This window comes from Lysobacter sp. KACC 24251, assembly GCF_057747755.1.
The window spans coordinates 948,191-970,931 of the sequence record NZ_CM173222.1; the positions used below are offsets into that span (position 1 = coordinate 948,191).

Annotated in this window: 25 protein-coding genes; 7 read left to right on the forward strand and 18 right to left on the reverse strand. The window is 67.2% G+C overall.

The features are described 5' to 3' along the window. Positions 1-30 precede the first annotated feature (30 nt). The 7 genes from AC3ARF_RS04505 to AC3ARF_RS04535 form a co-directional block, all read right to left on the reverse strand. The gene (locus AC3ARF_RS04505) at positions 31-1,722 is read right to left on the reverse strand and encodes a histidine kinase (RefSeq protein WP_498930674.1); all 1,692 of its coding nucleotides are present in this window, start codon (positions 1,720-1,722) and stop codon (positions 31-33) included. A gap of 98 nt (positions 1,723-1,820) precedes the next feature. Continuing rightward, complete coding sequence (locus AC3ARF_RS04510) at positions 1,821-3,836, reverse strand: M2 family metallopeptidase (RefSeq protein ID WP_498930677.1); 2,016 nt, start codon at positions 3,834-3,836, stop codon at positions 1,821-1,823. 50 nt (positions 3,837-3,886) lie between these two features. Then, on the reverse strand, positions 3,887-4,399 hold the full coding sequence (locus AC3ARF_RS04515) for a hypothetical protein (protein ID WP_498930678.1): 513 nt from the start codon (positions 4,397-4,399) through the stop codon (positions 3,887-3,889). A gap of 40 nt (positions 4,400-4,439) precedes the next feature. Then, a complete protein-coding gene (gene minE, locus AC3ARF_RS04520) occupies positions 4,440-4,703 on the reverse strand; it encodes a cell division topological specificity factor MinE (protein WP_498930681.1) in 264 nt (87 codons plus the stop codon). A gap of 2 nt (positions 4,704-4,705) precedes the next feature. Further along, complete coding sequence (gene minD / locus AC3ARF_RS04525) at positions 4,706-5,515, reverse strand: septum site-determining protein MinD (protein ID WP_498930683.1); 810 nt, start codon at positions 5,513-5,515, stop codon at positions 4,706-4,708. Between the two features lie 25 nt (positions 5,516-5,540). Next, positions 5,541-6,314 carry a septum site-determining protein MinC gene (gene minC / locus AC3ARF_RS04530; RefSeq protein WP_498930685.1) on the reverse strand — a complete coding sequence of 258 codons (774 nt, stop codon included), beginning with the start codon at positions 6,312-6,314 and terminating at the stop codon, positions 5,541-5,543. Beyond that, positions 6,311-6,910 (reverse strand): GNAT family N-acetyltransferase, encoded by a 600-nt coding sequence (locus tag AC3ARF_RS04535; protein WP_498930687.1) that lies wholly within the window; start codon positions 6,908-6,910, stop codon positions 6,311-6,313. Before AC3ARF_RS04535 ends, minC begins: the two co-directional genes overlap by 4 nt. Before the next feature lie 174 nt (positions 6,911-7,084). Here AC3ARF_RS04535 and AC3ARF_RS04540 point away from each other — a divergent pair, with 174 nt between their 5' ends. The 5 genes from AC3ARF_RS04540 (at position 7,085) to AC3ARF_RS04560 (ending at position 11,344) form a co-directional block, all read left to right on the forward strand. After that, positions 7,085-8,299 carry a sensor histidine kinase gene (locus AC3ARF_RS04540; protein WP_498930689.1) on the forward strand — a complete coding sequence of 405 codons (1,215 nt, stop codon included), beginning with the start codon at positions 7,085-7,087 and terminating at the stop codon, positions 8,297-8,299. Beyond that, positions 8,296-8,937, forward strand: coding sequence for a response regulator (locus AC3ARF_RS04545; protein WP_498930691.1), 642 nt, complete (start codon positions 8,296-8,298; stop codon positions 8,935-8,937). Before AC3ARF_RS04540 ends, AC3ARF_RS04545 begins: the two co-directional genes overlap by 4 nt. A 141-nt stretch (positions 8,938-9,078) precedes the next feature. Next, on the forward strand, positions 9,079-10,143 hold the full coding sequence (locus tag AC3ARF_RS04550) for an SRPBCC family protein (protein ID WP_498930692.1): 1,065 nt from the start codon (positions 9,079-9,081) through the stop codon (positions 10,141-10,143). A gap of 123 nt (positions 10,144-10,266) precedes the next feature. Further along, positions 10,267-10,662 (forward strand): DUF423 domain-containing protein, encoded by a 396-nt coding sequence (locus tag AC3ARF_RS04555; RefSeq protein WP_498930694.1) that lies wholly within the window; start codon positions 10,267-10,269, stop codon positions 10,660-10,662. A gap of 7 nt (positions 10,663-10,669) precedes the next feature. Next, positions 10,670-11,344 carry a DNA-3-methyladenine glycosylase family protein gene (locus tag AC3ARF_RS04560; RefSeq protein WP_498930696.1) on the forward strand — a complete coding sequence of 225 codons (675 nt, stop codon included), beginning with the start codon at positions 10,670-10,672 and terminating at the stop codon, positions 11,342-11,344. Between the two features lie 28 nt (positions 11,345-11,372). Here AC3ARF_RS04560 and AC3ARF_RS04565 read toward each other — a convergent pair whose 3' ends face one another. The 7 genes from AC3ARF_RS04565 to AC3ARF_RS04595 all read right to left on the reverse strand — a co-directional run bounded on the left by AC3ARF_RS04565 (position 11,373) and on the right by AC3ARF_RS04595 (position 17,038). Further along, positions 11,373-11,951 carry a hypothetical protein gene (locus AC3ARF_RS04565; protein ID WP_498930698.1) on the reverse strand — a complete coding sequence of 193 codons (579 nt, stop codon included), beginning with the start codon at positions 11,949-11,951 and terminating at the stop codon, positions 11,373-11,375. Positions 11,952-12,209: 258 nt separating this feature from the next. Continuing rightward, positions 12,210-13,010: a M15 family metallopeptidase gene (locus tag AC3ARF_RS04570; RefSeq protein ID WP_498930700.1), complete on the reverse strand. Its 801-nt coding sequence runs from the start codon at positions 13,008-13,010 to the stop codon at positions 12,210-12,212. 190 nt (positions 13,011-13,200) lie between these two features. Then, positions 13,201-14,592: an alpha/beta hydrolase gene (locus AC3ARF_RS04575; RefSeq protein ID WP_498930703.1), complete on the reverse strand. Its 1,392-nt coding sequence runs from the start codon at positions 14,590-14,592 to the stop codon at positions 13,201-13,203. A gap of 38 nt (positions 14,593-14,630) precedes the next feature. After that, the gene (locus AC3ARF_RS04580; protein WP_498930705.1) at positions 14,631-14,810 is read right to left on the reverse strand and encodes a DUF4177 domain-containing protein; all 180 of its coding nucleotides are present in this window, start codon (positions 14,808-14,810) and stop codon (positions 14,631-14,633) included. Continuing rightward, positions 14,807-14,998 (reverse strand): type II toxin-antitoxin system antitoxin, encoded by a 192-nt coding sequence (locus AC3ARF_RS04585; protein ID WP_498930707.1) that lies wholly within the window; start codon positions 14,996-14,998, stop codon positions 14,807-14,809. Before AC3ARF_RS04585 ends, AC3ARF_RS04580 begins: the two co-directional genes overlap by 4 nt. Before the next feature lie 82 nt (positions 14,999-15,080). Beyond that, on the reverse strand, positions 15,081-15,944 hold the full coding sequence (locus AC3ARF_RS04590; RefSeq protein ID WP_498930709.1) for an SPFH domain-containing protein: 864 nt from the start codon (positions 15,942-15,944) through the stop codon (positions 15,081-15,083). A gap of 92 nt (positions 15,945-16,036) precedes the next feature. Then, positions 16,037-17,038, reverse strand: a complete 1,002-nt coding sequence (locus AC3ARF_RS04595) for a hypothetical protein (protein ID WP_498930711.1) — start codon at positions 17,036-17,038, stop codon at positions 16,037-16,039. 93 nt (positions 17,039-17,131) lie between these two features. Between AC3ARF_RS04595 and purT the strand changes: the two genes are divergently transcribed. Beyond that, positions 17,132-18,331 carry a formate-dependent phosphoribosylglycinamide formyltransferase gene (gene purT / locus AC3ARF_RS04600; RefSeq protein WP_498930712.1) on the forward strand — a complete coding sequence of 400 codons (1,200 nt, stop codon included), beginning with the start codon at positions 17,132-17,134 and terminating at the stop codon, positions 18,329-18,331. Positions 18,332-18,339: 8 nt separating this feature from the next. After that, complete coding sequence (locus tag AC3ARF_RS04605; RefSeq protein ID WP_498930714.1) at positions 18,340-18,771, forward strand: hypothetical protein; 432 nt, start codon at positions 18,340-18,342, stop codon at positions 18,769-18,771. A 73-nt stretch (positions 18,772-18,844) separates the two neighbouring features. Here the strand turns inward: AC3ARF_RS04605 and AC3ARF_RS04610 are convergent, their stop codons facing one another. The 4 genes from AC3ARF_RS04610 to tesB all read right to left on the reverse strand — a co-directional run bounded on the left by AC3ARF_RS04610 (position 18,845) and on the right by tesB (position 22,695). After that, positions 18,845-20,107: an endonuclease/exonuclease/phosphatase family protein gene (locus AC3ARF_RS04610; RefSeq protein WP_498930716.1), complete on the reverse strand. Its 1,263-nt coding sequence runs from the start codon at positions 20,105-20,107 to the stop codon at positions 18,845-18,847. Continuing rightward, complete coding sequence (locus AC3ARF_RS04615) at positions 20,104-20,841, reverse strand: arginyltransferase (protein ID WP_498930718.1); 738 nt, start codon at positions 20,839-20,841, stop codon at positions 20,104-20,106. The genes AC3ARF_RS04610 and AC3ARF_RS04615 overlap by 4 nt, the downstream gene beginning before the upstream one ends. A gap of 129 nt (positions 20,842-20,970) precedes the next feature. After that, positions 20,971-21,801, reverse strand: a complete 831-nt coding sequence (locus tag AC3ARF_RS04620) for a hypothetical protein (protein WP_498930720.1) — start codon at positions 21,799-21,801, stop codon at positions 20,971-20,973. Positions 21,802-21,804: 3 nt separating this feature from the next. Beyond that, the gene (tesB, locus tag AC3ARF_RS04625; RefSeq protein ID WP_498930722.1) at positions 21,805-22,695 is read right to left on the reverse strand and encodes an acyl-CoA thioesterase II; all 891 of its coding nucleotides are present in this window, start codon (positions 22,693-22,695) and stop codon (positions 21,805-21,807) included. Positions 22,696-22,741 lie beyond the last annotated feature (46 nt).

Here is a 22,741-nt window from a genome sequence, read left to right on the forward strand (position 1 = left end):
AAATTACCGCTATCGTCGTGAGGGTGGCGTTCACGAGGCTTGACGAAAAACGGCGTGGATTCGCGACCCGGGTCTAAGTTCGCGCACGTGCAGGCAACCGCCCAGCGCGAGCACCCGGTCCCGCATGTTGGTCAGTCCGCGTCCCTGCAGGAAGCAATCGGCTCCGCCTATGCCATCATCCCGCACGTCCATGAACAACCACAGCATGCCGTTGCGCTGCTCCGGACGCAGGCGAACGCTGCAGCGCGAGGCGCGCGCGTGACGCACCACATTGGTCACCGCTTCCTGAACCAGCCGGTAGGCGGCAATCACCTGCGTGTCATTGAAGGCGATGAGCAGGCGGGCGTCACCTTCAAGGTGGGTCTCGAAATGGAGTCCGGCATCCTCGGCCAGCCGCCGCACCGCGCCGCGGTCGATGGCCGCATACAGCCCCATCTGGTCGAGCGCTGCCGGGCGCAGTGTTTCCAGCACCCCGGAGATGTTCTGGCGCATGGCGCCGGTGAGGTCGAACAGCGCGGAAAGGGCGGCGGACCTGCCGGCGGCGTTGAAGTCGCGTTCTGCCAGCTTGAGGTGTGTCTGCAGCGCGGTCAGGTTCTGTCCGAACTCGTCATGCAGCTCGCTGGCCAGGCGGCGCCGCTCGCGTTCTTCGGTGTGGAGGTTGCGCGCCGCTGCCAGATACAGGTCGCGCGCCAACTGGTCGCTGCGTTCGCGCGCCTCGCGCAGTGTGCTTGCCTGCTGCCGAATGTTGTCCATGCTGGCGCCCAGCAGCAGCCCCATCGTGCCGCTGATGCCGAGGTAAGCCTGCATGCGGATCGGGTTGTAGGCGGGTTGACCCACGTGATCTTCCAGCGCAATCACCACGCTGGTGGCCAGCGTCGACAGGAGCGCGCCGCGCCAGCCATGGCGCATCGCGAACACCACCGTGCCCACGAGCAGCAGCACCCGCAACAGTTCCGAGAGGTTGCTACCCGGAAGTTGCAGCGCGACGATCAGGTACAGCGCGGCCGCAGGCACCATCCAGTGCAATGCGCTGCGCACAATACGTGCCGAACCGGCGCGGCTCTCCTCAGATGTCAGCCACGGCACCAACGGGGCGACCAGCAGGATCGCGAGGAACGTGCCGAGCGCATGGCTGATGGTGAACGTCCCGAGTATCGCCGCGTCGTCGGGCCCGCCCAGTGCGACGTAGTTGCCGCGCAGGTTGGCGCGGATGTCGCCCACACGGCCTTCGGAAAGCACGTAGGCCAGATCCTTGGCCGCGACCATCATCCCGGAGAGCAGACCACCCAGAAGCAAGGGGACGATCCGCTCCGGGAGCATCGGGCCGTCGGGCGAGAGCGACCGCCGCCGCAGCACGAGCACCCCCGTCATGACCAGGAATGGCTCGAGCACGTTGCCGAGCACGTACTGCACAGGCCCGGGCCAGTAGCCCAGAAACCCATCCAGGATGTCGCGGGTATGCAACGCTACGATGACGCCGTTGGCGTGACGTGCCGCGATGGTGGCGGCACAAAGCCATGGCCACCATCGTCGAGGCAGCCACCACAGCGCGGCGAAAAGTGCGCCATTGGCCATCAGCCAATGGAAGAAACCCACCTGCATCAGCCCGAGGTACAGCACGCCCATGGCGAAGAACACGCCAGTGCCCCGCACCCAGTAGCGGGTACGGGATATGGGCGCGTGATGCCGGGCGGAGTCCGCCGGATGGAGCAAGTGGGTCATGCCGCTAGCCTAGCCTGACGGGCTATGAAGGGGGATTGCGCCCCCCGGAATGCGGAAGGCCGGCTCGCGGCCGGCCTTCCGATTACACACAGGGCCGATCAGCCCTGCTTGGCCGGCGCTGCCGGCGCAGGGGTGGCCGCCTTGGCCGGTGCGGCGTTCGTCGCCGAGGCCTGCCAGCCGCAGGTACGACCTTCGTTCTGCTGCTTCAGCCAGTCCTGCAACGGCGCAAAGTACTCCAGCACGGCGGACGCGTCCATCTTCTCGCCGCCGGTCAGTTCCTTCATCGTCTTCTGCCACGGCTGGCTGGCGCCCTTGGCCAGCATTGCCTGGAAGCGCTTGCCCGCCTCCGGGTTGCCGTAGAACGAGCACTCGTGCAGCGGACCCTTGTAGCCCGACGCGTCGCACAGCGACTTGTAGAACTGGAATTGCAGCACGTGCGCCAGGAAGTAGCGGGTGTACGGGGTATTGCCCGGCACGTGGTACTTGGCGCCCGGATCGAAGAAGTCCTCCCCGCGCGCGGCAGCCGGGGCCACGCCCTGGTACTTGGCCTTCAACTCCCACCACGCCTTGTTGTAATCGCCCGGCTTGATCGAGCCGTCGAACACGCCCCAGCGCCAGCGGTCGATCATCAGGCCGAACGGCAGGAACGACACCTTGGCCAGCGCCATGCGCATCTGCGCGTTGATCAGCGCCTCGTTGCTCTGCTGCTGCTCACCCACCAGGCCGATCGACTGCAGGTACTTGGGCGTCATCGACAGCACGATGGTGTCGCCGATGGCCTCGTGGAAGCCGTCGTGCGCGCCCTGCTGGAACAGCGGCGGGAGCTTGTTGTAGGCCATGTAGTAATACACGTGGCCCAGCTCGTGGTAGATGGTGGTGAAATCTTCCTCGTTGGGCTTGATGCACATCTTGGTGCGCACGTCGCCGGTCATGTTCATGTCCCACGCGCTGGCGTGGCACACCACGTCGCGGTCACGCGGCTTGATGAACTGGGTCTTGGCCCAGTAGGTCTCCGGCAGCTTGGCCATGCCCAGCGAGGTGTAGAAATCCTGGGCGCGTTCGGTCATCGATCGGGCCACGGCAGTCTGAGCGGCGTGCTCGATTTCCGCGAGGTCCATCGGCGAACGCTCACCCGCGTGCTTGGCCAGCTCGGCGTCATAGGCCGTGCGGTACTGGGCCGCCAACGCGCCGGTGATGTCCAGGCTGCCGGCGTTGGGGTAGGGCGCCAGGACGTCCCACAGGTTGCCCCAGTCCTGCTGCCACATGTTGCCCATCAGGTGGGCGGGGAGCATGCCGCCGGCCACGTGGCCCTTGTCGGCGCCGTACTTGGCGTCCAGCCGGGTGCCCGCGTAGCAGTGCAACTGTTCGTACAGCGGCTTGACCTGGCCCCACAGCCGGTCGGTCTCCGCGGCGATCTCGGTTGGGGTCATGTCGTAGCCCGAGCGCCACATCTCGCCGGCGTCGGCAAAGCCCATTTCCTTGGCGCCTTCGTTGACCAGCTCGACGAAGCGGGTGTAATCCTTGCGCATCGGCCGGGCGATGGTGTGCCAGCCCTGCCACGCGTCCAGCTGCTCGGTGTAGTCGCGGCTGCTGCGCAGCACATCTTCGAGTTCACCCAGCTGACGGCACTTCTTGGCCTCTCCGTCACCGGTGCAATAAGTGCCGGCGCCGTACATGCCTTCCATCTTGGTGGCGATCTTGGTCAGCTCGGCCAACTTGGCCGGGTCCTTGGGTGCCGGCATAGCGGTGGCCAGCTTCAGCAGGTGGATGGCGCGCGCGGTCTCGGGCGACATCGGCTTGCCTTCGAACTGGCGGGCCTGTTCGATCCAGCTGTTGAGCTGGGTCAGGTAGCGCTCGTTGGCCTTGGCCGACAGCAACTGGCTGTCGTCACTGATATAGGTGGACGACAGCCACTGCGCGGCGGTCAGCTCCGGGTACATGGCCAGGTATTCGGCATTGACCCGGGCGATGAACTGGTCTGCGGTCTCGCCGGCCGGTGCGGTGGATGCGGCGGCGCTGGTGGCGGGCGCGGGCGTGGGCTCCTTCTTGCAGCCAGCCATGCCCAGCACGGCGGCGGTGACGCCGAGTGCGAGCAGCGTGCGGATCGGGGTCATGCGCATGGTTCCTCAGGGTACGGTCGCGCCGGGGCGCTGGTCCGCGAAGGCTAGAGGGCGCTGGAGGGTGGCGCAAGTCGCGGTGCGGCAGGCAAGAGGGCGCGGCGGGCTTCGCGGTCGGCGAGGCCGCGTTCATGCAGCCAGTCCCAGGCCAGCGCGGCGTCATCGTGGAAATAGGCCGATGCCGATCCCAGGCGGAACGTGTAGCCCCACGCGTCCATGTCGGCGAGCACGCGCTCGCGTCCTACGCCGGGCAGTTCGTCTCCCAGCAACGCCTGCAGCACGCAGACCGCATCTTCTTCCTCGATCGAGTCGGTGGCGTCGGTGTGCACCTGTTCCCGGCGTTCGGTCGGCAGCACGATCAGATGGCACGCCTCGTGGAGCAACGAGTGCACTGGCGTGTCTGCGCGCGCATGGACCTGAGTGCCGACCAGGCCCGCCTCGCATTCGCCCCAATAGCTGCCGGGAATGGGCTCGCCGTCCCCGACGCGGCGCAGCGTCAGGCCATAGCGGGCGAGCAGGGCGGCAGGCGCCTCGAAGCCGATGTGGGCCAGGGTGAGCATGGGCAGTGGGGCGGTGGTTTCAGGCCACCGCCCCGATCAATCAGGCCTGCGCCGGGTTCTCCGGCAGCGCCACGGAGATGTCCAGCACCTTGTTGTCGCCGTCCCCGATGAGGTCGACCTTGACCGCTTCGGCATCGACATTGACGTACTTGCGGATCACTTCCAGCAGTTCGCGCTGCAGCATCGGCAGGTAATCCGGGCTGTTGCCCCGGCCCGAGCGCTCGTGGGCGACAATGATGCGCAGTCGGTCCTTGGCGACCGATGCGGTCTGCTTTTTGGTCAGCAGGAAATCGAACAGACCCATCATCAACCTCCGAAGATCTTGGCCAGGATGCCCTTCTTCTCAACGGTGACGAAGCGCATCGGGCGGCTGTCACCCAGCAGACGGGCGACCGCGTCGTCGTATGCCTGGGCGGCGTCTGACGTGGTTTCCAGGATCACCGGCTCGCCCTTGTTGGACGCGTTGAGCACGTCGCCGGACTCGGGGATCACGCCGATGGTCTTCAGGCCGAGGATCTCCTCCACGTCGGCGATGCTGAGCATCTCGCCGGTTTCCACGCGCTTGGGGCTGTAGCGGGTGAGCAGCAGGTGCTCCTTCACGCGCTCACCGTTCTCGGCGCGGCGGGTCTTGGACGATAGCAGCCCCAGGATGCGGTCGGAGTCGCGCACCGAGGACACTTCCGGGTTGACGACCACCACCGCCTGGTCGGCGAAGTACATGGCCAGGAACGCGCCCTTCTCGATGCCCGCGGGGGAGTCGCACAGGATGTAGTCGAAGCCTTCGTCGGCCAGGTCCTTGAGCACCTTCTCGACGCCTTCCTTGGTCAGCGCGTCCTTGTCGCGGGTCTGCGACGCGGCCAGCACGAACAGGTTGTCGAAGCGCTTGTCCTTGATCAGTGCCTGCTTCAGCGAAGCCTCACCGTTGACGACGTTGACGAAGTCGTACACCACGCGGCGTTCGCAGCCCATGATCAGGTCAAGGTTGCGCAGGCCCACGTCGAAGTCGATGACAGCGACCTTGTGGCCGCGGCGCGCGAGGCCGCAGGCGATGCTGGCGCTGCTGGTGGTCTTGCCGACGCCGCCTTTGCCCGACGTGACTACGATGATTTCGGCCAAGTGATGTTCCTCCGGTGAAGCAGCGTCAATCCAACGCCGCGAGTTTGAGTTGCCCGTCTTCGAGCCAGACCTGCACGGCCTTGCCGTACAGGTCCTTGGGGATGTCTTCCAGCACCTTGTAATGCCCGGCCACCGCGACGAGTTCCGCATGGAACTCGCGGCAGAAGATCCGGGCCTTTTCATTGCCTTGCGCGCCGGCCAGTGCGCGACCGCGCAGCGGGCCGTAGATGTGCACCGAGCCGTCGGCGATCACTTCCGCGCCCGCGCCGACCGAGGTCAGCACGGTGAGGTCGCGGTTGTCGGCGTAGACCTGCTGGCCCGAGCGCACCGGTGAAGCATGCATCATCCCGGGCTGGCCTGCATGCGGCGTTGCAGGGGCCTTGGGGTTGGCGGCGGCGGGTTCGGGCTCCGGCTCCCGGCGCGTCGGGGCCGGTGCGGGTGCCGGCTCGTCGCCGCGCTCGTACTGCGCGCGGAACTTGGCAAGCAGCGGCAGGCCGAGGTTTTCCGCCAGACGCTCGGTCTCGCTGCTGCCATAGGCGATGGCCACCGGCAGCACGCCTGCCTCGCGCAGGCCGTCGATCAGGGCCTGCACGGTGGAGGCATTGGGCACCTGGGTGAGCCCGCCGAAATCCAGCACCACCGCGGCGCGCTGGAACAGCTTCGGCGCTCGCTCTACCCGGCTGCGCATCTCCTCGACCAGGCGCGGCACGTCGAGCGTGCGCACCCGCAGGTTGGCGATGCCCACCTGGCCGATCTTCAGTTCACCTGCCTGTTCGTAGTCGAATGCGTTTGCACTCATGGGCAGGTCCCCGTGAGCCGTCGCGCGGTGATCGCACTGCGTGGCTGGGTGATCCAGGGCTCATGGGGAAGGGCATCGCCGTAGGTCTCGTGGACCCAGGCGTAACTGCACAGGGGTTTCATCAGCATCGCGGCGCGCACGCCGGTTTCCTCCATGACGTGCTGGCCGACTTCGCGGAAACCGAAGCTGCCGTGGAACAGCAACACCGGGTCGTTGGTGCCTTCGAGGAACACCTCGCACGCCATCTGCGGGTAGCGCAGTTCGGCGTAGCTCTGGGCATCGGCATAGAACGCACGGCCCACGCCACCGCCGCGGCGGCGGCTGGCCACCACGATGCGGTCGATGTAGAAGAACTCCGGGTACCGCTCGCGGAACCAACGGAAGTTGCTGCTGTCATGGTTGGCGTGGCTGCCGAATCCGATCAGGAAGCCCGCGAGCGTGCCGTCGCGCTCGGCGACGCGGAAATATTCAGCGTTCTCGAAAAGGTAACGGAGTCTTGCGGCATCCAGCGGGAGGATCGCAGGTCCGGCGGCGTTGTTCAGTGCTAGGACGGAATCCAGCTCGTGCTCGCGCACGTCGCGGACGACGATCGACATTCCGGGCTCCAGTGTTTCGTGGGGCGGGGCATGGTGCTGCCCGGCGGTCGCGATTATCGCATGGTCCCCGAACCGGGGCGACGGGGGCGTGGGCACCCGTCCCGGGAAGATTTCCCTGTTCAGCCATGACTTTCGGGCGGCACGGTGGCGCCGGGATGCCGCTACGATGCGGACATGCTCGCCCGCCTGAACCATTCCCGACTGCTACGTTACGCCGGCCTCTTCACCTGGGCCATGGTCGGGTGGTGGCTCTTGTCCGTGTGGCTCGACCCGGCCTTCTTCTCTCCCGAGCTGGCGGAGCCCGGCGAGCCGGTCTTCGACCCCCGGGGCCGGGTCTTGCGTTGGGTCGCCGCCTACCTGGCATTTGGCGGGGTGTACTGGTGGATGACCCGGTCGCTGGGCCAGCGCGTGGCCGGCTACGTCGACCATCTCCTGCTGCTGGTACTGACCGTCTGTGCCATTGCCGTGGGGTTTTTCTCCGGTTCGGGGCTGGGCAGCGCCCTGCTCATGGTCATGGCCGGCCTGCTTCCGTGGCTTCTGAACCTCCGGGTAGCCATCGTCTGGCTGGTGGCCAGCAACCTGGCCATCATCCCCGTGTTTGTCGAGGCACTGGACTTCCCCCTGCTCATCGCAGTGATCCAGTCGCTGCTGTACATGGGTTTCTCCAGCTTCGTGTTCGTGACCGCGCTGGTGGCCAAGCAACAGGCGCAGGCCCGTGAGGAGCAGCGCCGGCTCAACGCCGAACTGCGCGCGACCCGCCTGCTGCTGGCCGAAAGCGCCCGGATCAACGAGCGCACGCGCATCTCGCGCGAGTTGCACGACCTGCTGGGCCACCACCTGACCGCGCTGAGCCTCAACCTGGAAGTGGCCGGGCACCTGTCGGAAGGCCGGGTCAAGGAACACGTACAGCAGGCCCACACGCTGGCCCGGCTGCTGCTGACCGACGTGCGCGAGGCGGTCAGTACGCTGCGCGAGAGCGGCGCCCTCGACCTGTCGGCCGCGCTGCGGCCGCTGGCGGAGAACGTGCCCGCGCTCGACATCCGCATGGACGTCGAGTCGCCACTGACCCTGGACGATCCCGAGCGCGCCCACGTGCTGCTGCGCTGCACCCAGGAAATCATCACCAACACCGTGCGTCACTCAGGGGCCCGGCACCTGTGGATCGAAGTGCGGCGCGAAGACGGATGCGTGCACATCAAGGCCCGCGACGACGGACGCGGCGCGGATGCGCTGGTGGCGGGCAATGGCCTGCGCGGCATGCGCGAGCGCATCGCCCAATACGGTGGCACGATCGAAATTGAAACCCGGCCCGGGGCAGGCTTCCGCCTGGACCTCCGGTTACCGGCCTCGGCGACGCAGGTCGCTGCTTGTGAAGGAGTCAGCGGATGATTCGCGTGTATTTGGTGGACGACCAGACCCTGGTGCGTCAGGGGGTGCGCTCGCTGCTGGCGCTGGCCGACGGCATCGAAGTGATTGGCGAGGCCAGCGATGGCAAGCAGGCCGTGGAGTTGATCCCGCAGGCCAAGCCAGACGTGGTGCTGATGGACATGCGCATGCCGGTGATGTCCGGGCTGGAAGCACTGCAGGCCCTGGCCCGCATTGGCCAGTTGCCCCCGACCATCATCCTCACCACCTTCGACGACGACCAGCTCGTGCTGGCCGGGTTGAAGGCGGGGGCCAAGGGCTACCTGCTCAAGGACGTGTCGCTGGAGCAACTGGTGGGCGCCATCCAGGCCGTGGCCGACGGGGGCTCGCTGGTACAGCCGGCCATGACCCAGCGCCTGCTGTCCGGACTGGAGCACATGCGCAACGACTTCGTCAGCCTGGACCGCCCGGACCCGCTCACCGAGCGCGAGACCGAGATCCTCCGGCTGATGGCGGGCGGCTTCTCCAACAAGGAGATCGCCAATTCGCTGGGCGTGGCCGAGGGCACGATCAAGAACCACGTGTCCAACATCCTGAGCAAGCTGGGCGTACGGGACCGTACGCGGGCCGTGCTGAAGGCGTTCGAGCTGCAACTGGTGTGACAACGATGTGATCGTGCCCCGGGTCCGCGCTGGAACGTGAACCGGCGCCACGTACTGGCATCTCGCCTCCCCGCCCCGCGCTTGATACGATGGCAGGTCTGTGCCCACACCCGCCCCGGGCCAAGGCCCTGGAGAAACTGAATGACCCGTCTGCTTGAGATTCTGATTTCGCTGGCGATCGTCGCCGCGCTGTTCCTGGTTGTCGGCATCGTGCTGCCGTCGAGCCGCCACCTTGAGCATTCGGTGGAAACCAACCGCAAGATGACGATCGTGTTTGACACGCTTAACAGCTTGCGCCGCTTCAAGGATTGGAACCCGCTGGTGCTGCGCGACCCAGCCATCAAGCTGTCGCTGTCGGGCCCGGATTCGGGCGTCGGTGCCCGTCTGGATTACCAGTCGGAGGAGCGGGGCATCGGTGCGGGCAGCTGGACCTTGGCCGAAAGCGAGAAGAACAAGCGCATCGCCTTTGACCTCGAGACCGTCGATCCCGGTCGCAACAAGCGCATGGAGTTCCTGCTGGAACCCACCGGCCGCAACAACCGCAACGTGCAGATCACCCAGACCTACGATATCGATTACGGCTGGAACCTGCTGGGCCGTTACGCCGGCATGTATGTCTCGAGCAACGTCGGCGAAGACATCAAGATGGGCCTGACCCGCCTGAGCAACATGCTGGCGACCGTGCCCAACTACGATTACAACGAGTTGGCCAAGGTCGATGCGACCGCCGCTCCCAAGCTGGCTGACCGTGCCGCCGAGAACGTCCTCGTCGTGACCGCCGCGGTCGAGCGCAACAACGAAGTCGTGCAGTCCACCATGCAGAACAACATGCAGTGGATCAACAAGGTGATGGCCGCCAACGGCCTCGAGGCCGCCGGTCCGGTGCGCATCGTGACCAACGAGTTCGGTTCGCAGACCTATTCGTTCGACGTGGTTCAGCCGGTCCGCAAGGCCGGTGCCACCGGCAAGCTCGACATCAAGCTCGAGGGCCCGGTGACCGCCAACTACACCGAGCCGACCAAGATCGCGGTGACCCGCTTCAAGGGCCACATGGCCAACCTGAACCGCATCCGCGACGCGCTGCGTGGCTGGGCCATGACCCGTGGCTACGAGACCACCGAGCGGCCGTACGAGAACTGGATCGGCGGCCTGGACAAGGGCTTCACCGAGGAAGGCGAGTTCGAAGTGGTCTGGGCGGTCAAGTAAGCCCTTCCCTCCGGCTTCCGGAAGCAGAACGCGCCGCGCACTCCGCGGCGCGTTTTGTTTTGGGCGGTGGAAAAGGGCGGAGCTTGGTATCGTGACGGCGGACGATCAACAGGAGGCGACGCCATGCAGGCAACCGGAAGGTCGGTGACAGCGACGACGCCCATCCGCGTGGTGGCGGGCCGATGGCTGGCCGCGGCAGGAGCGGTGCTGGCGGCGTTGGCGGTGGGCCTGGCGGCCCACGCGTCCCATGGCACCGAGGGCGAGGCGCAGGCACGACTGCAGTCGGCCGCACTGTTCCTGTTTGGGCACGGCGTGGCTTTGGCCGCGCTTGGGCCACTGGCCGCGGGCCGCGTGTGGCGGGTGCTCGCCCTGACATCTTTGCTGGCAGGCACGCTGCTGTTCGCCGGCAGCCTCGTGGGGAACGTGTTCCTGCAATGGCCTACCGCGCTGGCCCCGATGGGCGGCACATTGATGATGGCGGGGTGGCTCGCCTGGGCCGCGGCCGCCGTGAGGCAGTGAGGGCGACATGGCTCGGATTGCACGCGGATTCGACACTGACGCGGCATTCGGGCACCTGGCCCGACGCGACCGCAAATTGGGCACCTGGATGCGCAGGATCGGCCCGATACCGGCCGACCCGCGTTGGCGCAAGCCATTCGACCCAGTGGATGCGCTGGCCCGGGCCATTCTTTACCAGCAACTGAGTGGCAAGGCCGCCGCGACCATCGTCTCGCGCGTCGAAACCGCCATCGACAGCGACCGCTTCCACTGCGACACGCTGGCGCGCTGCGACGATGCGACCATCCGCGCTTGCGGGGTATCGGGCAACAAGCTGCTGGCCTTGCGCGACTTGGCCCTGCGCGAGTCCCGGGGCGAGATCCCCGACCTGCGGCGCATGGCCAGCATGGACAACGACGCCATCATCGCCGCGCTCGTGCCAGTGCGCGGCATCGGCCGCTGGACGGTGGAGATGATGTTGATGTTCCGGCTCGGGCGGCCGGATGTGCTGCCCGTGGACGACCTCGGCATCCGCAAGGGTGCCCAGGTCGTGGATCGGCAGGACGAGATGCTCAAGCCGAAGGAGCTGGCCGAGCGCGGCGAGAAGTGGGGGCCTTATCGCACATATGCCAGCCTGTACCTGTGGCGCATCGCCGATGCGGGCACGAACGCCCCCGCGCCGATGAAACGGTCCCAGGATTGAGCTGTGGCGGTTGGCCGTGGACCGGTGTTCAGCGGGGCGGCCAGTCCGGCGGACGTCGCGGCACCAAGGCGTTGAGTGCCGCCAGTAGGGCCTGCGGCCGCTGTAGCGATAGCAGTAGATGCGGGCCGTCGCGCTCCGGCAGCCACAACACGCGACGACGTTCTGTCAGCAGATAGAAGCCCTTGCCCCACTGGCGGGTGCGAAACCAGCCGGTCTGGTAGCCCGGTAAAGACGCGCCGAGGGTCATTCGTCCGGGGAGCAGCTCGATGCGTTCCTCCAAATCAATGATGCGAGCCCGTTCCAGTTCGATCGCCATGGCCGGCACGCGGCGGGTGTTGAGCCCTGCCTTGATCACCAGCACGCCCGCGTCGAGCGCGACCGAGCGCCGGAAGAACAGGGCCCACAGGCTGAAGAGTGCCAGCGCGGCGCAACCGGCCGCCGCCCACTGCAGGAACCTTGGCAGCACGTGGCTGGTGAGAAGGTGCGCGTTCGCGACCGACAGGCCGGTCAGTGCGAGCAAGATGCTGGCCGTGATCGCCATTGCAGCGGCCGCCCCGCGCGGTTGAACCACGGCATGGCAATCGCGGTTAACGCTGGCGTCGGGCATCGGGGGTCCTGAGCATGTCCTCGGCCGATTGTGGCGGGGACGGGTCAGGAGCGGTGATGCGATGTTCCGTTCTGGGAACCGGCAGTACGGCGCCGGTTGACCGCGATCACAGTGCCAGCGGGCGCCAGGTCGCGTTGAGGTGGCTGATGTCGTCGGCCAACGCCTGGGCGTCGTGACGGCTGCACGCTGCCAGCGTCGGGAGGGCGGGGGCACACACCAATCCCTGAAGGAGGCGGCGACGTCTCCGATCCACGCGAATCAGGTCAGGAAGCGCCAATGCCACGGCTCGTACACAATGCCGTGGGGGTTGTCGCGCGGGTAACTCATGTGGAAGCCGTAGTCGCCAGCGTTGGCGCGTAGCCAGGCAAACGCGCTGGTGTGTTCGAACGACTCTTCGGCCGGGGGCTCGCCCGGGGTGCCGATGTCCAGCGCCAAGCCAGAATGGTGCTCGCTGAAGCCCGGCGCGGCGTTGACGTTGAGGATCTCGTCCACGGACAAGCCGCGGGCCCGCTTCCGCTCGAAGATGCCGAGTTGATAATCGTGGCTGCGATAGCCGGAAATCGCCTCCAGCACCACGCCGTCGCGCAGGGCGCCCTCGCGCATGTGTGACCACGCCCGGGCGGCGTCGTTGTGCAACCACAGGGGGCGCCGGTAGCGATCGAAGCCGGCAAGGGCGAGCCAATCGGGCTCCCCCACCAATGCCAGACCAGTGCGTTCGGCGTAACTTTCTTCGGCGAGGTTCAACTGCTCGAGGCGCTCATGCAGCCGATCCAGGGGCAGTTCGCGTACATGCTCCAGACCGGGACGGCGATGCATGACCTCCGATTCCATGGCCGTCAGGGCGGCGTCCAGCCCAGGCTCAAGCCGCAGCTGCCAGACCAGGGGCAACACGCCCTCAGGAAGGTCTGCCGCAAGGTAGCGACCGTCGCGCTTGCGCCGCAACACATGCCGCGCCCGCGCGATCGCGCGGGCGTCGTGGTTGCCGTTGGCTTTGAGCAGGCCGGCGGGCCAGATCTCGATATCCGGCGTGTTGATCAGGCGTTTGGGGAGGCCGCGCATGCTGGCAGGGTATTACTGGTAAACGGGGAAGTCACCTTGGGTCGTCAAATTATGGTGGCGAGAGTGGCCATGCCGGGTGCCCGGCTCAAGGTCACTGCCTCGGTCAGCACAGCGGTGATCAGTAGCTCGGCAAGCAGCCACGCAGTGTGTGATTGCGGCGGGCGGCGGGATCCGAATTGGGTGTAGACGATCAGTGTTTCCGGATCCAGCAAGCGATGTCGTCGATGAGCCGAGCGTCCACGTGGCCTGCCACGGCGTACTCCGCCACGGTGCCCGGGCCTGTGCCCTCGATGCCCAGATGGTTAAGCCGCTCGTACCGCTTGAAGGTAACGCGCGGGTTATTGCCGAATGCCTCCTGCCAGCGTTGCCAGTCGGCCTGCACCACCTGGATGTCGCGGCCGCCCTGCTGCAGCAGCATGGGTACCGACAACGCACGCGCTTCGGCGATTGGGTCCACGCGGTCGATGCTCCGCCAATAGGTGGTCGTCATGCCCAGCAACAGCTTGGTCGCGGGCGCTGTCGCCGGGTCACGAATCCGATGGACCTGCGCGATGACGGCGTCGACGGCCTTGCGCTCTGCATCGGTCACCTGGCCGTCGTCCAGGGCCGCCAAGCGCTCGTTCTGCTCGATGACAATGTCAAGCAACGGGCGGGAGGGTGCGGCCAACAGCACCAGTCCAGCGACCTGTCGCGAACGCGCGGCGATGCGCGGCGCCATCAACCCCCCTTGGCTGTGGCCCAGCACGAAGATGCGGGCCGGGTCGACCCCCTCGGTCTGGCGCAGTGCCTGGACGGCCAGAACGGCGTCGTCTGTGGTCTCAGCGTCCACGGTGAAGTCGTCGCCCGCGTCCTGCGGTCGTGCCTTGGTGCGCTTGTCGTATCGGAGCACGGCAATACCCTGCGCGGCGAGCCCATGGGCGATATCCCGGAATGGCTTGTTGGGGCCAACCGTCTCGTCGCGGTCGTGCGGACCGGAGCCATGCACCAGGACGATCGCAGGCACGAGTGTTTTCGGCGAAGCTTCCTTGGGCATGGTAAGCGTAGCCGGCAAGCCACGTTCCCCTTCGCCGATGCTCGTGTCCAGGTCGATGTAGGCCGCGGAGGGATCCGGTGCGGTGGCCGACCGCAAGGGTCCGGTCGCCGAGGGCGGGGCGGGCTGAATCAGGAATCCGGCTATCTGGCGATTATCTTTGATGGCAATTCGTGCGACGAGGCTGGCCTTGGCATAGGGCAATGGCACCGACACAACAGTGATCTTGCCTTGCTCAGAGGAGGTGGCTGTTCCTCGCGGGCCGGCCGGACCTACGCTCTGGGGCAAGGACGTCCACACCTGTTGCAGCTTGTCCGCGGACAGGGCAGCTCTAACTTCGGGCGAGAACAGGGTTTCGGCCTGGGCAAACCTGCCGCCATCCAGATGGTCGAGCAGGGCGGTGGCCAGTGCGATGGCACCTTGGTTGTGTGCAGGGGGGGCTGCCGCTGGTGAGGGCGGCGATGGCGGCGGTCCTGCGAAGGTGGGCTGTATCGGATACGCCATCAGCAGTGCGACAAGCGCAGCGGGGAACAGTACGTGGGTGCGGGTCACAACGTCTCCTTGTCGTGGGCAGGCGTTGGCGCCCGGTTTTACGCCGGCTTCTTGAAGAACAGCCGCGCGTAATCCGTCAGGGTTGGCACCTGCACCACGCTGACCAGTTCCCAACCCTCACCACCCAGGCGATCCAACTCCGCCTGCAGTCGTTCGGGCATCGTTTCAAACATGCGCGGCGGAAGGTCCACCACGTGGTATTGCCAGCGTTGGGTCATGGGGCTTCCTCCTCCTGGTCGGTTGTGGGGCGTGCGGCGCCGGGCAAGCGCCCGGCCTTGCGCAATGCGTCGCGCAGCACGTACTCGATCTGCGCGTTGAGGCTGCGGAGTTCATCATCGGCCCAGCGCTGCGCCGCCGTGAGGATCTCGGCGTTGATGCGCAGCGGATAGGCTTTTTTCTCGGCCATGTCAGTCCCGACGGCGGAGCGCCATGCTCATGCCGATGGCGATGGTCACTACGACGATCAGCGTGGTGATCATGCTCCGGTCTCAGTACAAGGTGCCGGCATTGACCACGGGCTGCGTGGCGCGCTCGCCGCACAGCACCACCAGCAGGTTGCTCACCATCGCCGCCTTGCGCTCCTCGTCCAGCTGCACCGTGCCGTTCTTCTGCAGCTCGGCCAGTGCCATTTCAACCATGCCCACGGCCCCCGCGACGATCCGCGTGCGTGCCGCGATGATGGCGTTGGCCTGCTGGCGCTGCAGCATTGCCTGGGCAATTTCCGGGGCATAGGCGAGGTGGCTGATGCGTGCGTCGATCACCTGCACGCCGGCATCGGCCAGGCGCTCGGCCAGCTCGTTCTGCAAGTGGGCGCTGATCTCGGTGGCGTGGCTGCGCAGGGCGAACTGGCCATCCTCATGCTGGTCATAGGGATAGCTGGTGGCCATGGCACGCAGCGCCGACTCGGACTGGATGTGCACGAAGCTCTCGTAGTCGTCCACGTTGTAGACGGCCTCGGCGCTGTCCACCACCTGCCAGACGATGACCGCGGCGATTTCGATGGGGCTGCCGTCCAACTCGTTGACCTTGAGCTTGCCGCTCTCGAAGTTGCGCACGCGCAGGCTGACCTTGCGCTTGGAGAAGAAGGGGTTGTTCCAGCGCAGGCCGTTGTCCTTGACCGTGCCCACGTACTTGCCGAACAGACTCAGCACGGCTGCCTGGTTAGGCTCGACCATGTACAGGCCGGCGAGGCCGAATCCGGTGATCGCGGCCAGAAGCGTGCCGCCTACGATGTGGAGGGCGCTGCCGGCCTGGGCGCCGTTGATGGCCACCCAGATGCCTGCCAGCAGTCCGACCAGCAGCGCCAGCAGCATGGGGATGCCGGACAGGGAGCGGATAGGGTTCTCTTTCATGGCCGTGCTCCTTGAGGTTTTCAGTAGAGTGATATCAATTTGATATCAAGTCAACTGTCGCCCCAGCCCCGGCGTCTGGGTGCGGCCGGCGGCTAGTACCGGATGCGATACAACGGCGCCGGCACGAACTCCCCAGTGGTATAGACGCCCCGGCCATCCACCGCCCAACCCATTGCCTCGGCCTGGGGAAGCCACGGCAGGGTGCGCACCTCGGGCGCGCGGGCCACGGCGCGGCCCCAGCCCTGGCCGCGTACCGCCGGGTAGAACAACAGGTAGCGGTAGGTCATGACCGCGAGCGTGCGCCCGTCCGGCGACACGTCCGCGGCGGTGACGTGGCCGTCGTAACGGGCGCGCTGGGGGCGCTGGCGCAGGTCGTCGGCCGTGGGTTGGGGCACGCCGGCCAGCCGGCCCAAGGGGCGAGCCGTCTGCACGCCCTTGTCGTTGGGCCGCAGTTGCAGCGCGAACAGTTCGGGCGGCTCGCGCTTCTTCGACACCAGCAACACCTGCCCGCGCCGGGGATCGACGGCCACTGCTTCGCAGTCGCGAGGCCCGTCCGGCCAGCGGAAAGCGATGGACCACGCTGGAGTCAGGCGGCCGTTCTCCAGGGCCTTGGGTTCCTCGATCACGTGCAACTGCAGGGTGCGGCGCAGGCCGCCGTTGTCCCCGGTGTCCGCGAGCAGCAGGTAGTTGCGGCCGGCGAGTTGGAAGGCGGCGATGTCCTCCCAGTCGGTCTTGTTGACGCCCTCCACGCGGAACGTGGCTTGGCGAATACCCCGCGCGCCCACGGCGAACAGCCGCGCCGGATTGCCGCCGTCGTCGTGCAGCCACAGCGTCCCAGGATGGCGGCGCGAGGCGGCCAGTCCGCTGATTTCGTCCAGTTGTGGTTCCAGCAGGAAGCCGGAGATCGCCGTCCGTGCCGGCGCTTCATCGGTTCGGGTACACGCAGCGAGAAACATGGAGGCCATCGCCAGTGCCACCGCCGCGCGCGTCGCGGCGACGCGCAGGCGCATCGGCACCAGCACCAGCACCGGCGCGGCGCGCATCGCGCCCGCCAGGGCGCGCAACCCTGCAGTCGGGACGCGGGAATTTCGCATGGGCACAGGATCGCATGGGTCCATGGGGCCACCGCAACCGTCGCTTCAGAAGGGGGCGGTACAATGCCGCTTCTGTCCCCATGCCCTGATGCCATGATCACGATCGGTACGCCGCTGTCCTCGTCCGCCTTCCGCGTGCTGCTGCTGGGCTCCGGGGAGTTGGGCAAGGAAGTGGCCATCGAGCTGCAGCGCTTCGGAGTGGAGGTGATCGCGGCCGACCGCTATGCCGACGCGCCCGCCATGCAGGTGGCGCACCGCAGCCACGTACTGGACATGCTGGACGGCGCCGCCATCCGGGAGTTGGTGACCAAGGAGCGCCCGCACCTGATCGTCCCGGAAATCGAAGCGATCCATACCGAGACCCTGGTACAGCTGGAGCAGGAGTTCACCGGCCGCGGCAGCCATTGCCGGGTCATCCCGACCGCCCGCGCCGCGCGCCTGACCATGGACCGCGAAGGCATCCGCCGGCTGGCGGCGGAAACCCTGGGGGTGCCGACTTCGCCATACCGCTTCGTCGACACCAAGGACGAATACCTGGCCGCAATCGAGGCCGTGGGCCTGCCGTGCGTGGTCAAGCCGGTGATGTCCTCTTCAGGCAAGGGCCAGAGTCTGGTGCGCAATGCGACAGACGTCGATGCGGCATGGGATTACGCCCAGACAGGCGGGCGCGCCGGTGCCGGTCGCGCCATCGTGGAAGGATTCATTGATTTCGATTACGAGATCACGCTGCTGACCGTGCGCCATGCCGGCGGCACCACCTTCTGCGATCCGATCGGCCACCTGCAGCGCGACGGCGATTATCGCGAGAGCTGGCAACCGCAACCGATGTCGCCGCTTGCGCTGGAGCGCGCGCAGGAAATCTCGCGCAAGGTCACCGACGACCTGGGCGGGTGGGGCGTATTTGGAGTGGAACTGTTCGTGAAGGGGGACGATGTGTGGTTCAGCGAGGTCTCGCCGCGACCGCACGACACGGGCCTGGTCACGCTGGTGTCACAGGACCTGAGCGAATTTGCGCTGCATGCCCGCGCCATCCTCGGCTTGCCGATTCCCGTGATCCGGCAAAAGGGCGCCGCGGCCTCGTGCGCGGTGCTGGCCGAAGGTTATGGCGTGCCAGTGTTCAGTGGCGTGGACAAGGCCCTGGTGCACGCCGACACGCAGCTGCGACTGTTCGGCAAGCCGCGGGTGGAAGGTTCGCGCCGCGTGGCGGTGACGCTGGCACTGGGCGACGACGTCGACCAGGCGCGAGCCATCGCACGCGATGCGGCGGCGGCACTGCACATTGACCTGCGCTGAGGAGTCTCATGGGTGACGTAACCGGATTTGCGGTGTTCTTCTTTCCCCAGGCGCTGGAAGCGTTGGGCGAAGCGATCAAGCCATACCTGGAGGAGGGCCCGGCTGGGCCGCACATCCTGTGCAGCGAAATCGACACCGGCGGCGCGCTGATCGAGATGACCATAGAGGCGCGCGACCTGGACGGCAAGACGGTCGAACTGCAACTGATGGTGCCCGTGAGCATGGTGCGGATGATCGTTTCCACGCGCGGCGAGGCGGCCTTCGGATTCGGCCCGCGTATCGGCGCCCCCTTGCCGACATTGCCGCCAGTGGGACCCACCGGGGAGCCCGCGACGGCGCCACCGCAGGCCGTGCCCTCACCGGCAACGCCTGAGGTTCCGTCGCAGGAACCGCCGTCCGGGCCGCCCGACACGTTGGGTGATGGGCCCAAGCCGGAGTGACCTGGCCTGTCCACTGACGGGGCGCGCCACCGGGCGCCTGCGCTGACCGGCCAGCCGCGCCGCCGCGGGACGATCAGCCGGGGTCGTGGTTGAAGTCCACCCACACCAGGCGATGGTCATTGGTGTCGGCGAGGGCCGCGTCGGGATTGCCATTGGCGGGCCAGAACACACCGGCATCGAGCACGCGCAAACCCCGCGACGGCAGCACATAGTCCAGCCGCAGCGTGCCCACCCTGGGCCCGAAATCACCCGTGTGGGCGGCAGTGTCGCCCTTGCGTGGCAGGCCGCGATCGGCGGCGCGCTCCACCGCACCGGCGCTGCGTGGCGTCCGCTCGGCCCCAACGCGCGGGTGCTCCAGCAACTGGCGGATGGCACCGGGCATGCCGTCGCCGTCATCCGGATCGGCGTTGTAGTCGCCCACGATCACGAACTGAGCGTGCGCCGGAAGGCCGCCGCAGCGCCCGGCGTCGTCGCACAGCCAAGGCTGGGCGTCGCCCGACACGTATTCCTTCCACAGGCGGATTTCGTCGAAGTTGCGCGCGCCGTTGCGGTTCTCCGGCCCGTCGAACACCGGTGGGGTGGGATGCGCGGCCAGCAGGTGCACGGTGCCCCCGGGTGTGCGGACCGGCACGTCCCAGTGGGACTTCGACGACAGGCGCAGCTTCGCCCATGTGGCGGGCGGGTACCACGTTTGCCCCGTGCGCGGATCGCGCGGTTGCAGGGCCCCGGGCATCGTGCTCCAGCGCAGGTGCTGGAAGGTGCGGATTGCCTCGCTTTCGATCGGGTAACGCGACAGCACCAGCATGCCGTACTGGCCCGGGTGCAGGCCGTAGCCCCAGGCGTCGTTGCCGCGGGCACGGCCATTGCCGCCGGCGGTGCCGTTGTTGTCCAGGTCCAGCCCGCTGGGCACGCCGGTGTTGACCGGCGCGAGGTAGCGGTACGGATAGCGCAGCGGCTCGCCCCCCGCCTGCGCGACTTCCAGGTACTGGCGCTGGAACAGGTTCGCGGCGCGATGCGCGGTGTCGTAGTCGAACTCGTTGAGCAGGACGATGTCGGGACGAACGCGCTGCATCACCGCGGCGATGTTGCGCGCGTTGGCGTCACCCGATTCCAGTCGGCGGATCAGCCCGCCTTCCTCGTCGTCATACAGCGAGGTGTTGTAGGTCGCCACGCGTACGGGGACCACCGCGCCCATCTGTTCCGCCATGCTGTTGGCCCATGCCTCCGGGTTGCCTTGGATGTTGACCCGCACGCAGCCAGCGGCCAGCGCCAGGGTGGCCAGCGCCAGCAGCCACTGCAGGTGCCGGCGTGGGCCGCGGGATGTTGCTCGGGTCATGCCCAGTCTCCGAAATCCAGGTCGCGCCACCTGCGACCGTCGAAGCCTTCGAGCGGGCGGAACCGGCGCTTGTAGTCCATCTTGGGGTGCCCGGCGATCCAGTAACCCAGGTACAGGTGGGTGCGATGCTCGCGCCTTGCCCATTCCAGTTGCTTGAGGATGGCCAGCGTGCCCAGTCCGCGATCGCGCAGGTCCGGGTCATAGAACGTATACACCGCGGACAGTGCGGTTTCGATGACATCGGTGACCGCCACGGCCAGCAGGTGTCCGTCCTCGCGCAGTTCGATGAAGCGGCCTTCGTTCCAGCTGCCCACCAGGAACTGGTCGAACTCCACCGCCCCGTGCGTGTCCATGCCGCCATCGCGGTGGCGTGCGGTCAGGTAGCGGCGGTACAGCGCAAGCTGCTCTTCGGTGCGCTCGGCGGGGCACACGCGCATTTCCACCCGCGCATTGCGTGCCAGGCACCGGCGCTGGCTGCGATCCGGGGCGAAGCGGGCGACGGGGATGCGCACCGCCACGCAGGCCCGGCAGCCGGGGCAGTGGGGGCGATAGACGATGTCACCGGAGCGGCGGAAGCCCCAGCCCAATGCGAGCGGGTAGTGCGCGGCCATGCGCGGGTCGCGCGGGTCGAACACCAGGTCGCGGGCCACGCGGTCGGGCCAGTAACCGCACGGGTGCTCGCCGGTGTGGAACAGGCGGAGGTCATCCGGCGGCGGCACGGGGTTGTCGCGCATGGCATGAGCATAGCGCCGCGCGCGGGGTGATGTGGCGTGCCGATGGCGTCAGCCAGGATGGCACGCGTTCAGTCCAGAATTGCCACACCGGTCTGGGCGGTCCGATGCCGCCACTTGGGTGCCCCAGTATCAGGTCGACACGTGCCGCAGTGTCTTCACCACCTTCCACTGGCCGTCGATACGACGAACTTCGAAGGTCTTGTAACGCGCCCACATGCGGTGGTGGTACGCGCTGAACTCCACGGTGCCGGCATCGGGCGCGGTGGGGCGGAAGGCAGTGACCTCGAGGATCTCCGCGTCCTTGCCCGAGGTGCCGTGGTAGCTCCCCTTCTCAATGTCGGGCACGCGTGCGCAGTGGGTGGCGGGCACGATCAGGTGGTCCTGGCTGCCCACGCCGCGCATCACGTCCGGCAACGGGTTGCGGCCGTCGACCGACAGGCACACCACCGGCATCACCGTCTTGGGAATCTCGGCGTTGAGCACGGCAATGGCGATCCCATCCAGCGTGGGGGCGACGGTACCGTCGAACGGCGGCGATGCCAGTTCAGGGGTGGGGGTTGCCGCCTGCTTGAGCGAATGCACCATGGCCAGACCAAGGATCACGGCGATGCCGAGCATCAGCCCGACCTTGATCCGCCACGCGCGCTTCTCGGTCGGGGACTTGGCGTAGCGCTCTTCCTCGCTCCGGAACGTGGGAGTGAGGAAGCTGGACTCGCCGGGTCGGGTGGAATCGAGCAGGCCGGCCTGGCGCAGCAACTCGCGCGCCCGCACCTGGTCTTCCGACTGCACTACCCACACCGCGGGCCGCGCCGCATTGTCCTCGCGGTAACTGAAGGTGCCGCGACGGTTGCCCTTGTAGGAGCGGCCGTCACTGATGCGCACCTCGATGCCTTCGTCGCTGAGAAGTTTGGCAACCGCCTCAACGTTCTCGATGCGGGCACTGCTGAAGACCTGCCGCATTCGTCAATCCTTGCCAGGCGCCGGCGCGGTCGGCTTCTGCACCACACGGATCAGGCCTTCCTGTGCGGTGCTGGCCACCAGGTGGCCATCGCGGTCGAAGATCTGCCCGCGCGCCAGGCCCCGTCCACCCTGCGCGCTGGGGCTGTCGATGGAATAGAGCAGCCAGCCGTCGGCACGGAACGGGCGGTGGAACCACAGCGCATGGTCGAGCGAGGCCATCTGCACGTTGGGCTGGTAGTAGCTGATGCCGTGCGGGAAGGTCGCGGTGCCCAGCAGGTGGAAGTCCGAGGCATACGCCAGCAGCGCGCGATGCAGTTCAGCCGCATCCCCCACCTTTTCGGTCAGGCGGAACCAGACCTGCTGGTAGGGCGGGCGCTTGGGCGGGTTGAGCTCGTCGCGCGGGTACACGTGGCGGAACTCGAACGGACCCTGGCGGGTCAGCCAGCGCTGCACCTTGATCGGCAGGGTGGCCATCACTTCCGGAGGGACGGCCGCAGCGGGCTCGATGTCCTCGGGCTTGGGCACTTCCGGCATCGACAGCTGGTGCTCACCGCCGTCTTCCTCCTTCTGGAAGGAGGCGGCGAGGAAGAAGATCGGCTGGCCATGCTGGATGGCGGTGACGCGGCGCACCGAGAAGCTGCCGCCGTCGCGGGTGCGGTCCACCTGGTAGACGATGGGCGCCTCGATGTCGCCGGCCTTGAGGAAGTAGGAGTGCAGCGAATGCGCCGCGCGCGGGTCCAGCATGGTGGCCTGCGCGGCCGACAACGCCTGGCCCAGCACCTGTCCACCGAACACGTACTTTGTGCCGATGTCGCGACTCTGCCCCCGGAACAGGTTGTCCTCGAGGCGCTCGAGCGAAAGCAGTTCGATCAGCTCGGAGACGTGCGATGTCATGGACGCGGATGCCGTGGAATCTGGTCGGCCAGTATAGCGGGCGGGT

What these genes read in the sequence shown, in the direction of transcription:
- AC3ARF_RS04505 (WP_498930674.1), bottom strand. Translation starts at nt 1,722, where the DNA reads ATGACCCACTTGCTCCATCCGGCGGACTCCGCCCGGCATCACGCGCCC.
- AC3ARF_RS04510 (WP_498930677.1), bottom strand. Translation starts at nt 3,836, where the DNA reads ATGACCCCGATCCGCACGCTGCTCGCACTCGGCGTCACCGCCGCCGTG.
- AC3ARF_RS04515 (WP_498930678.1), bottom strand. Translation starts at nt 4,399, where the DNA reads ATGCTCACCCTGGCCCACATCGGCTTCGAGGCGCCTGCCGCCCTGCTC.
- minE (WP_498930681.1), bottom strand. Translation starts at nt 4,703, where the DNA reads ATGGGTCTGTTCGATTTCCTGCTGACCAAAAAGCAGACCGCATCGGTC.
- minC (WP_498930685.1), bottom strand. Translation starts at nt 6,314, where the DNA reads ATGAGTGCAAACGCATTCGACTACGAACAGGCAGGTGAACTGAAGATC.
- AC3ARF_RS04535 (WP_498930687.1), bottom strand. Translation starts at nt 6,910, where the DNA reads ATGTCGATCGTCGTCCGCGACGTGCGCGAGCACGAGCTGGATTCCGTC.
- AC3ARF_RS04540 (WP_498930689.1), top strand. Translation starts at nt 7,085, where the DNA reads ATGCTCGCCCGCCTGAACCATTCCCGACTGCTACGTTACGCCGGCCTC.
- AC3ARF_RS04545 (WP_498930691.1), top strand. Translation starts at nt 8,296, where the DNA reads ATGATTCGCGTGTATTTGGTGGACGACCAGACCCTGGTGCGTCAGGGG.
- AC3ARF_RS04550 (WP_498930692.1), top strand. Translation starts at nt 9,079, where the DNA reads ATGACCCGTCTGCTTGAGATTCTGATTTCGCTGGCGATCGTCGCCGCG.
- AC3ARF_RS04555 (WP_498930694.1), top strand. Translation starts at nt 10,267, where the DNA reads ATGCAGGCAACCGGAAGGTCGGTGACAGCGACGACGCCCATCCGCGTG.
- AC3ARF_RS04560 (WP_498930696.1), top strand. Translation starts at nt 10,670, where the DNA reads ATGGCTCGGATTGCACGCGGATTCGACACTGACGCGGCATTCGGGCAC.
- AC3ARF_RS04565 (WP_498930698.1), bottom strand. Translation starts at nt 11,951, where the DNA reads ATGCCCGACGCCAGCGTTAACCGCGATTGCCATGCCGTGGTTCAACCG.
- AC3ARF_RS04570 (WP_498930700.1), bottom strand. Translation starts at nt 13,010, where the DNA reads ATGCGCGGCCTCCCCAAACGCCTGATCAACACGCCGGATATCGAGATC.
- AC3ARF_RS04580 (WP_498930705.1), bottom strand. Translation starts at nt 14,810, where the DNA reads ATGACCCAACGCTGGCAATACCACGTGGTGGACCTTCCGCCGCGCATG.
- AC3ARF_RS04585 (WP_498930707.1), bottom strand. Translation starts at nt 14,998, where the DNA reads ATGGCCGAGAAAAAAGCCTATCCGCTGCGCATCAACGCCGAGATCCTC.
- AC3ARF_RS04590 (WP_498930709.1), bottom strand. Translation starts at nt 15,944, where the DNA reads ATGAAAGAGAACCCTATCCGCTCCCTGTCCGGCATCCCCATGCTGCTG.
- AC3ARF_RS04595 (WP_498930711.1), bottom strand. Translation starts at nt 17,038, where the DNA reads ATGCGAAATTCCCGCGTCCCGACTGCAGGGTTGCGCGCCCTGGCGGGC.
- purT (WP_498930712.1), top strand. Translation starts at nt 17,132, where the DNA reads ATGATCACGATCGGTACGCCGCTGTCCTCGTCCGCCTTCCGCGTGCTG.
- AC3ARF_RS04605 (WP_498930714.1), top strand. Translation starts at nt 18,340, where the DNA reads ATGGGTGACGTAACCGGATTTGCGGTGTTCTTCTTTCCCCAGGCGCTG.
- AC3ARF_RS04610 (WP_498930716.1), bottom strand. Translation starts at nt 20,107, where the DNA reads ATGACCCGAGCAACATCCCGCGGCCCACGCCGGCACCTGCAGTGGCTG.
- AC3ARF_RS04615 (WP_498930718.1), bottom strand. Translation starts at nt 20,841, where the DNA reads ATGCGCGACAACCCCGTGCCGCCGCCGGATGACCTCCGCCTGTTCCAC.
- AC3ARF_RS04620 (WP_498930720.1), bottom strand. Translation starts at nt 21,801, where the DNA reads ATGCGGCAGGTCTTCAGCAGTGCCCGCATCGAGAACGTTGAGGCGGTT.
- tesB (WP_498930722.1), bottom strand. Translation starts at nt 22,695, where the DNA reads ATGACATCGCACGTCTCCGAGCTGATCGAACTGCTTTCGCTCGAGCGC.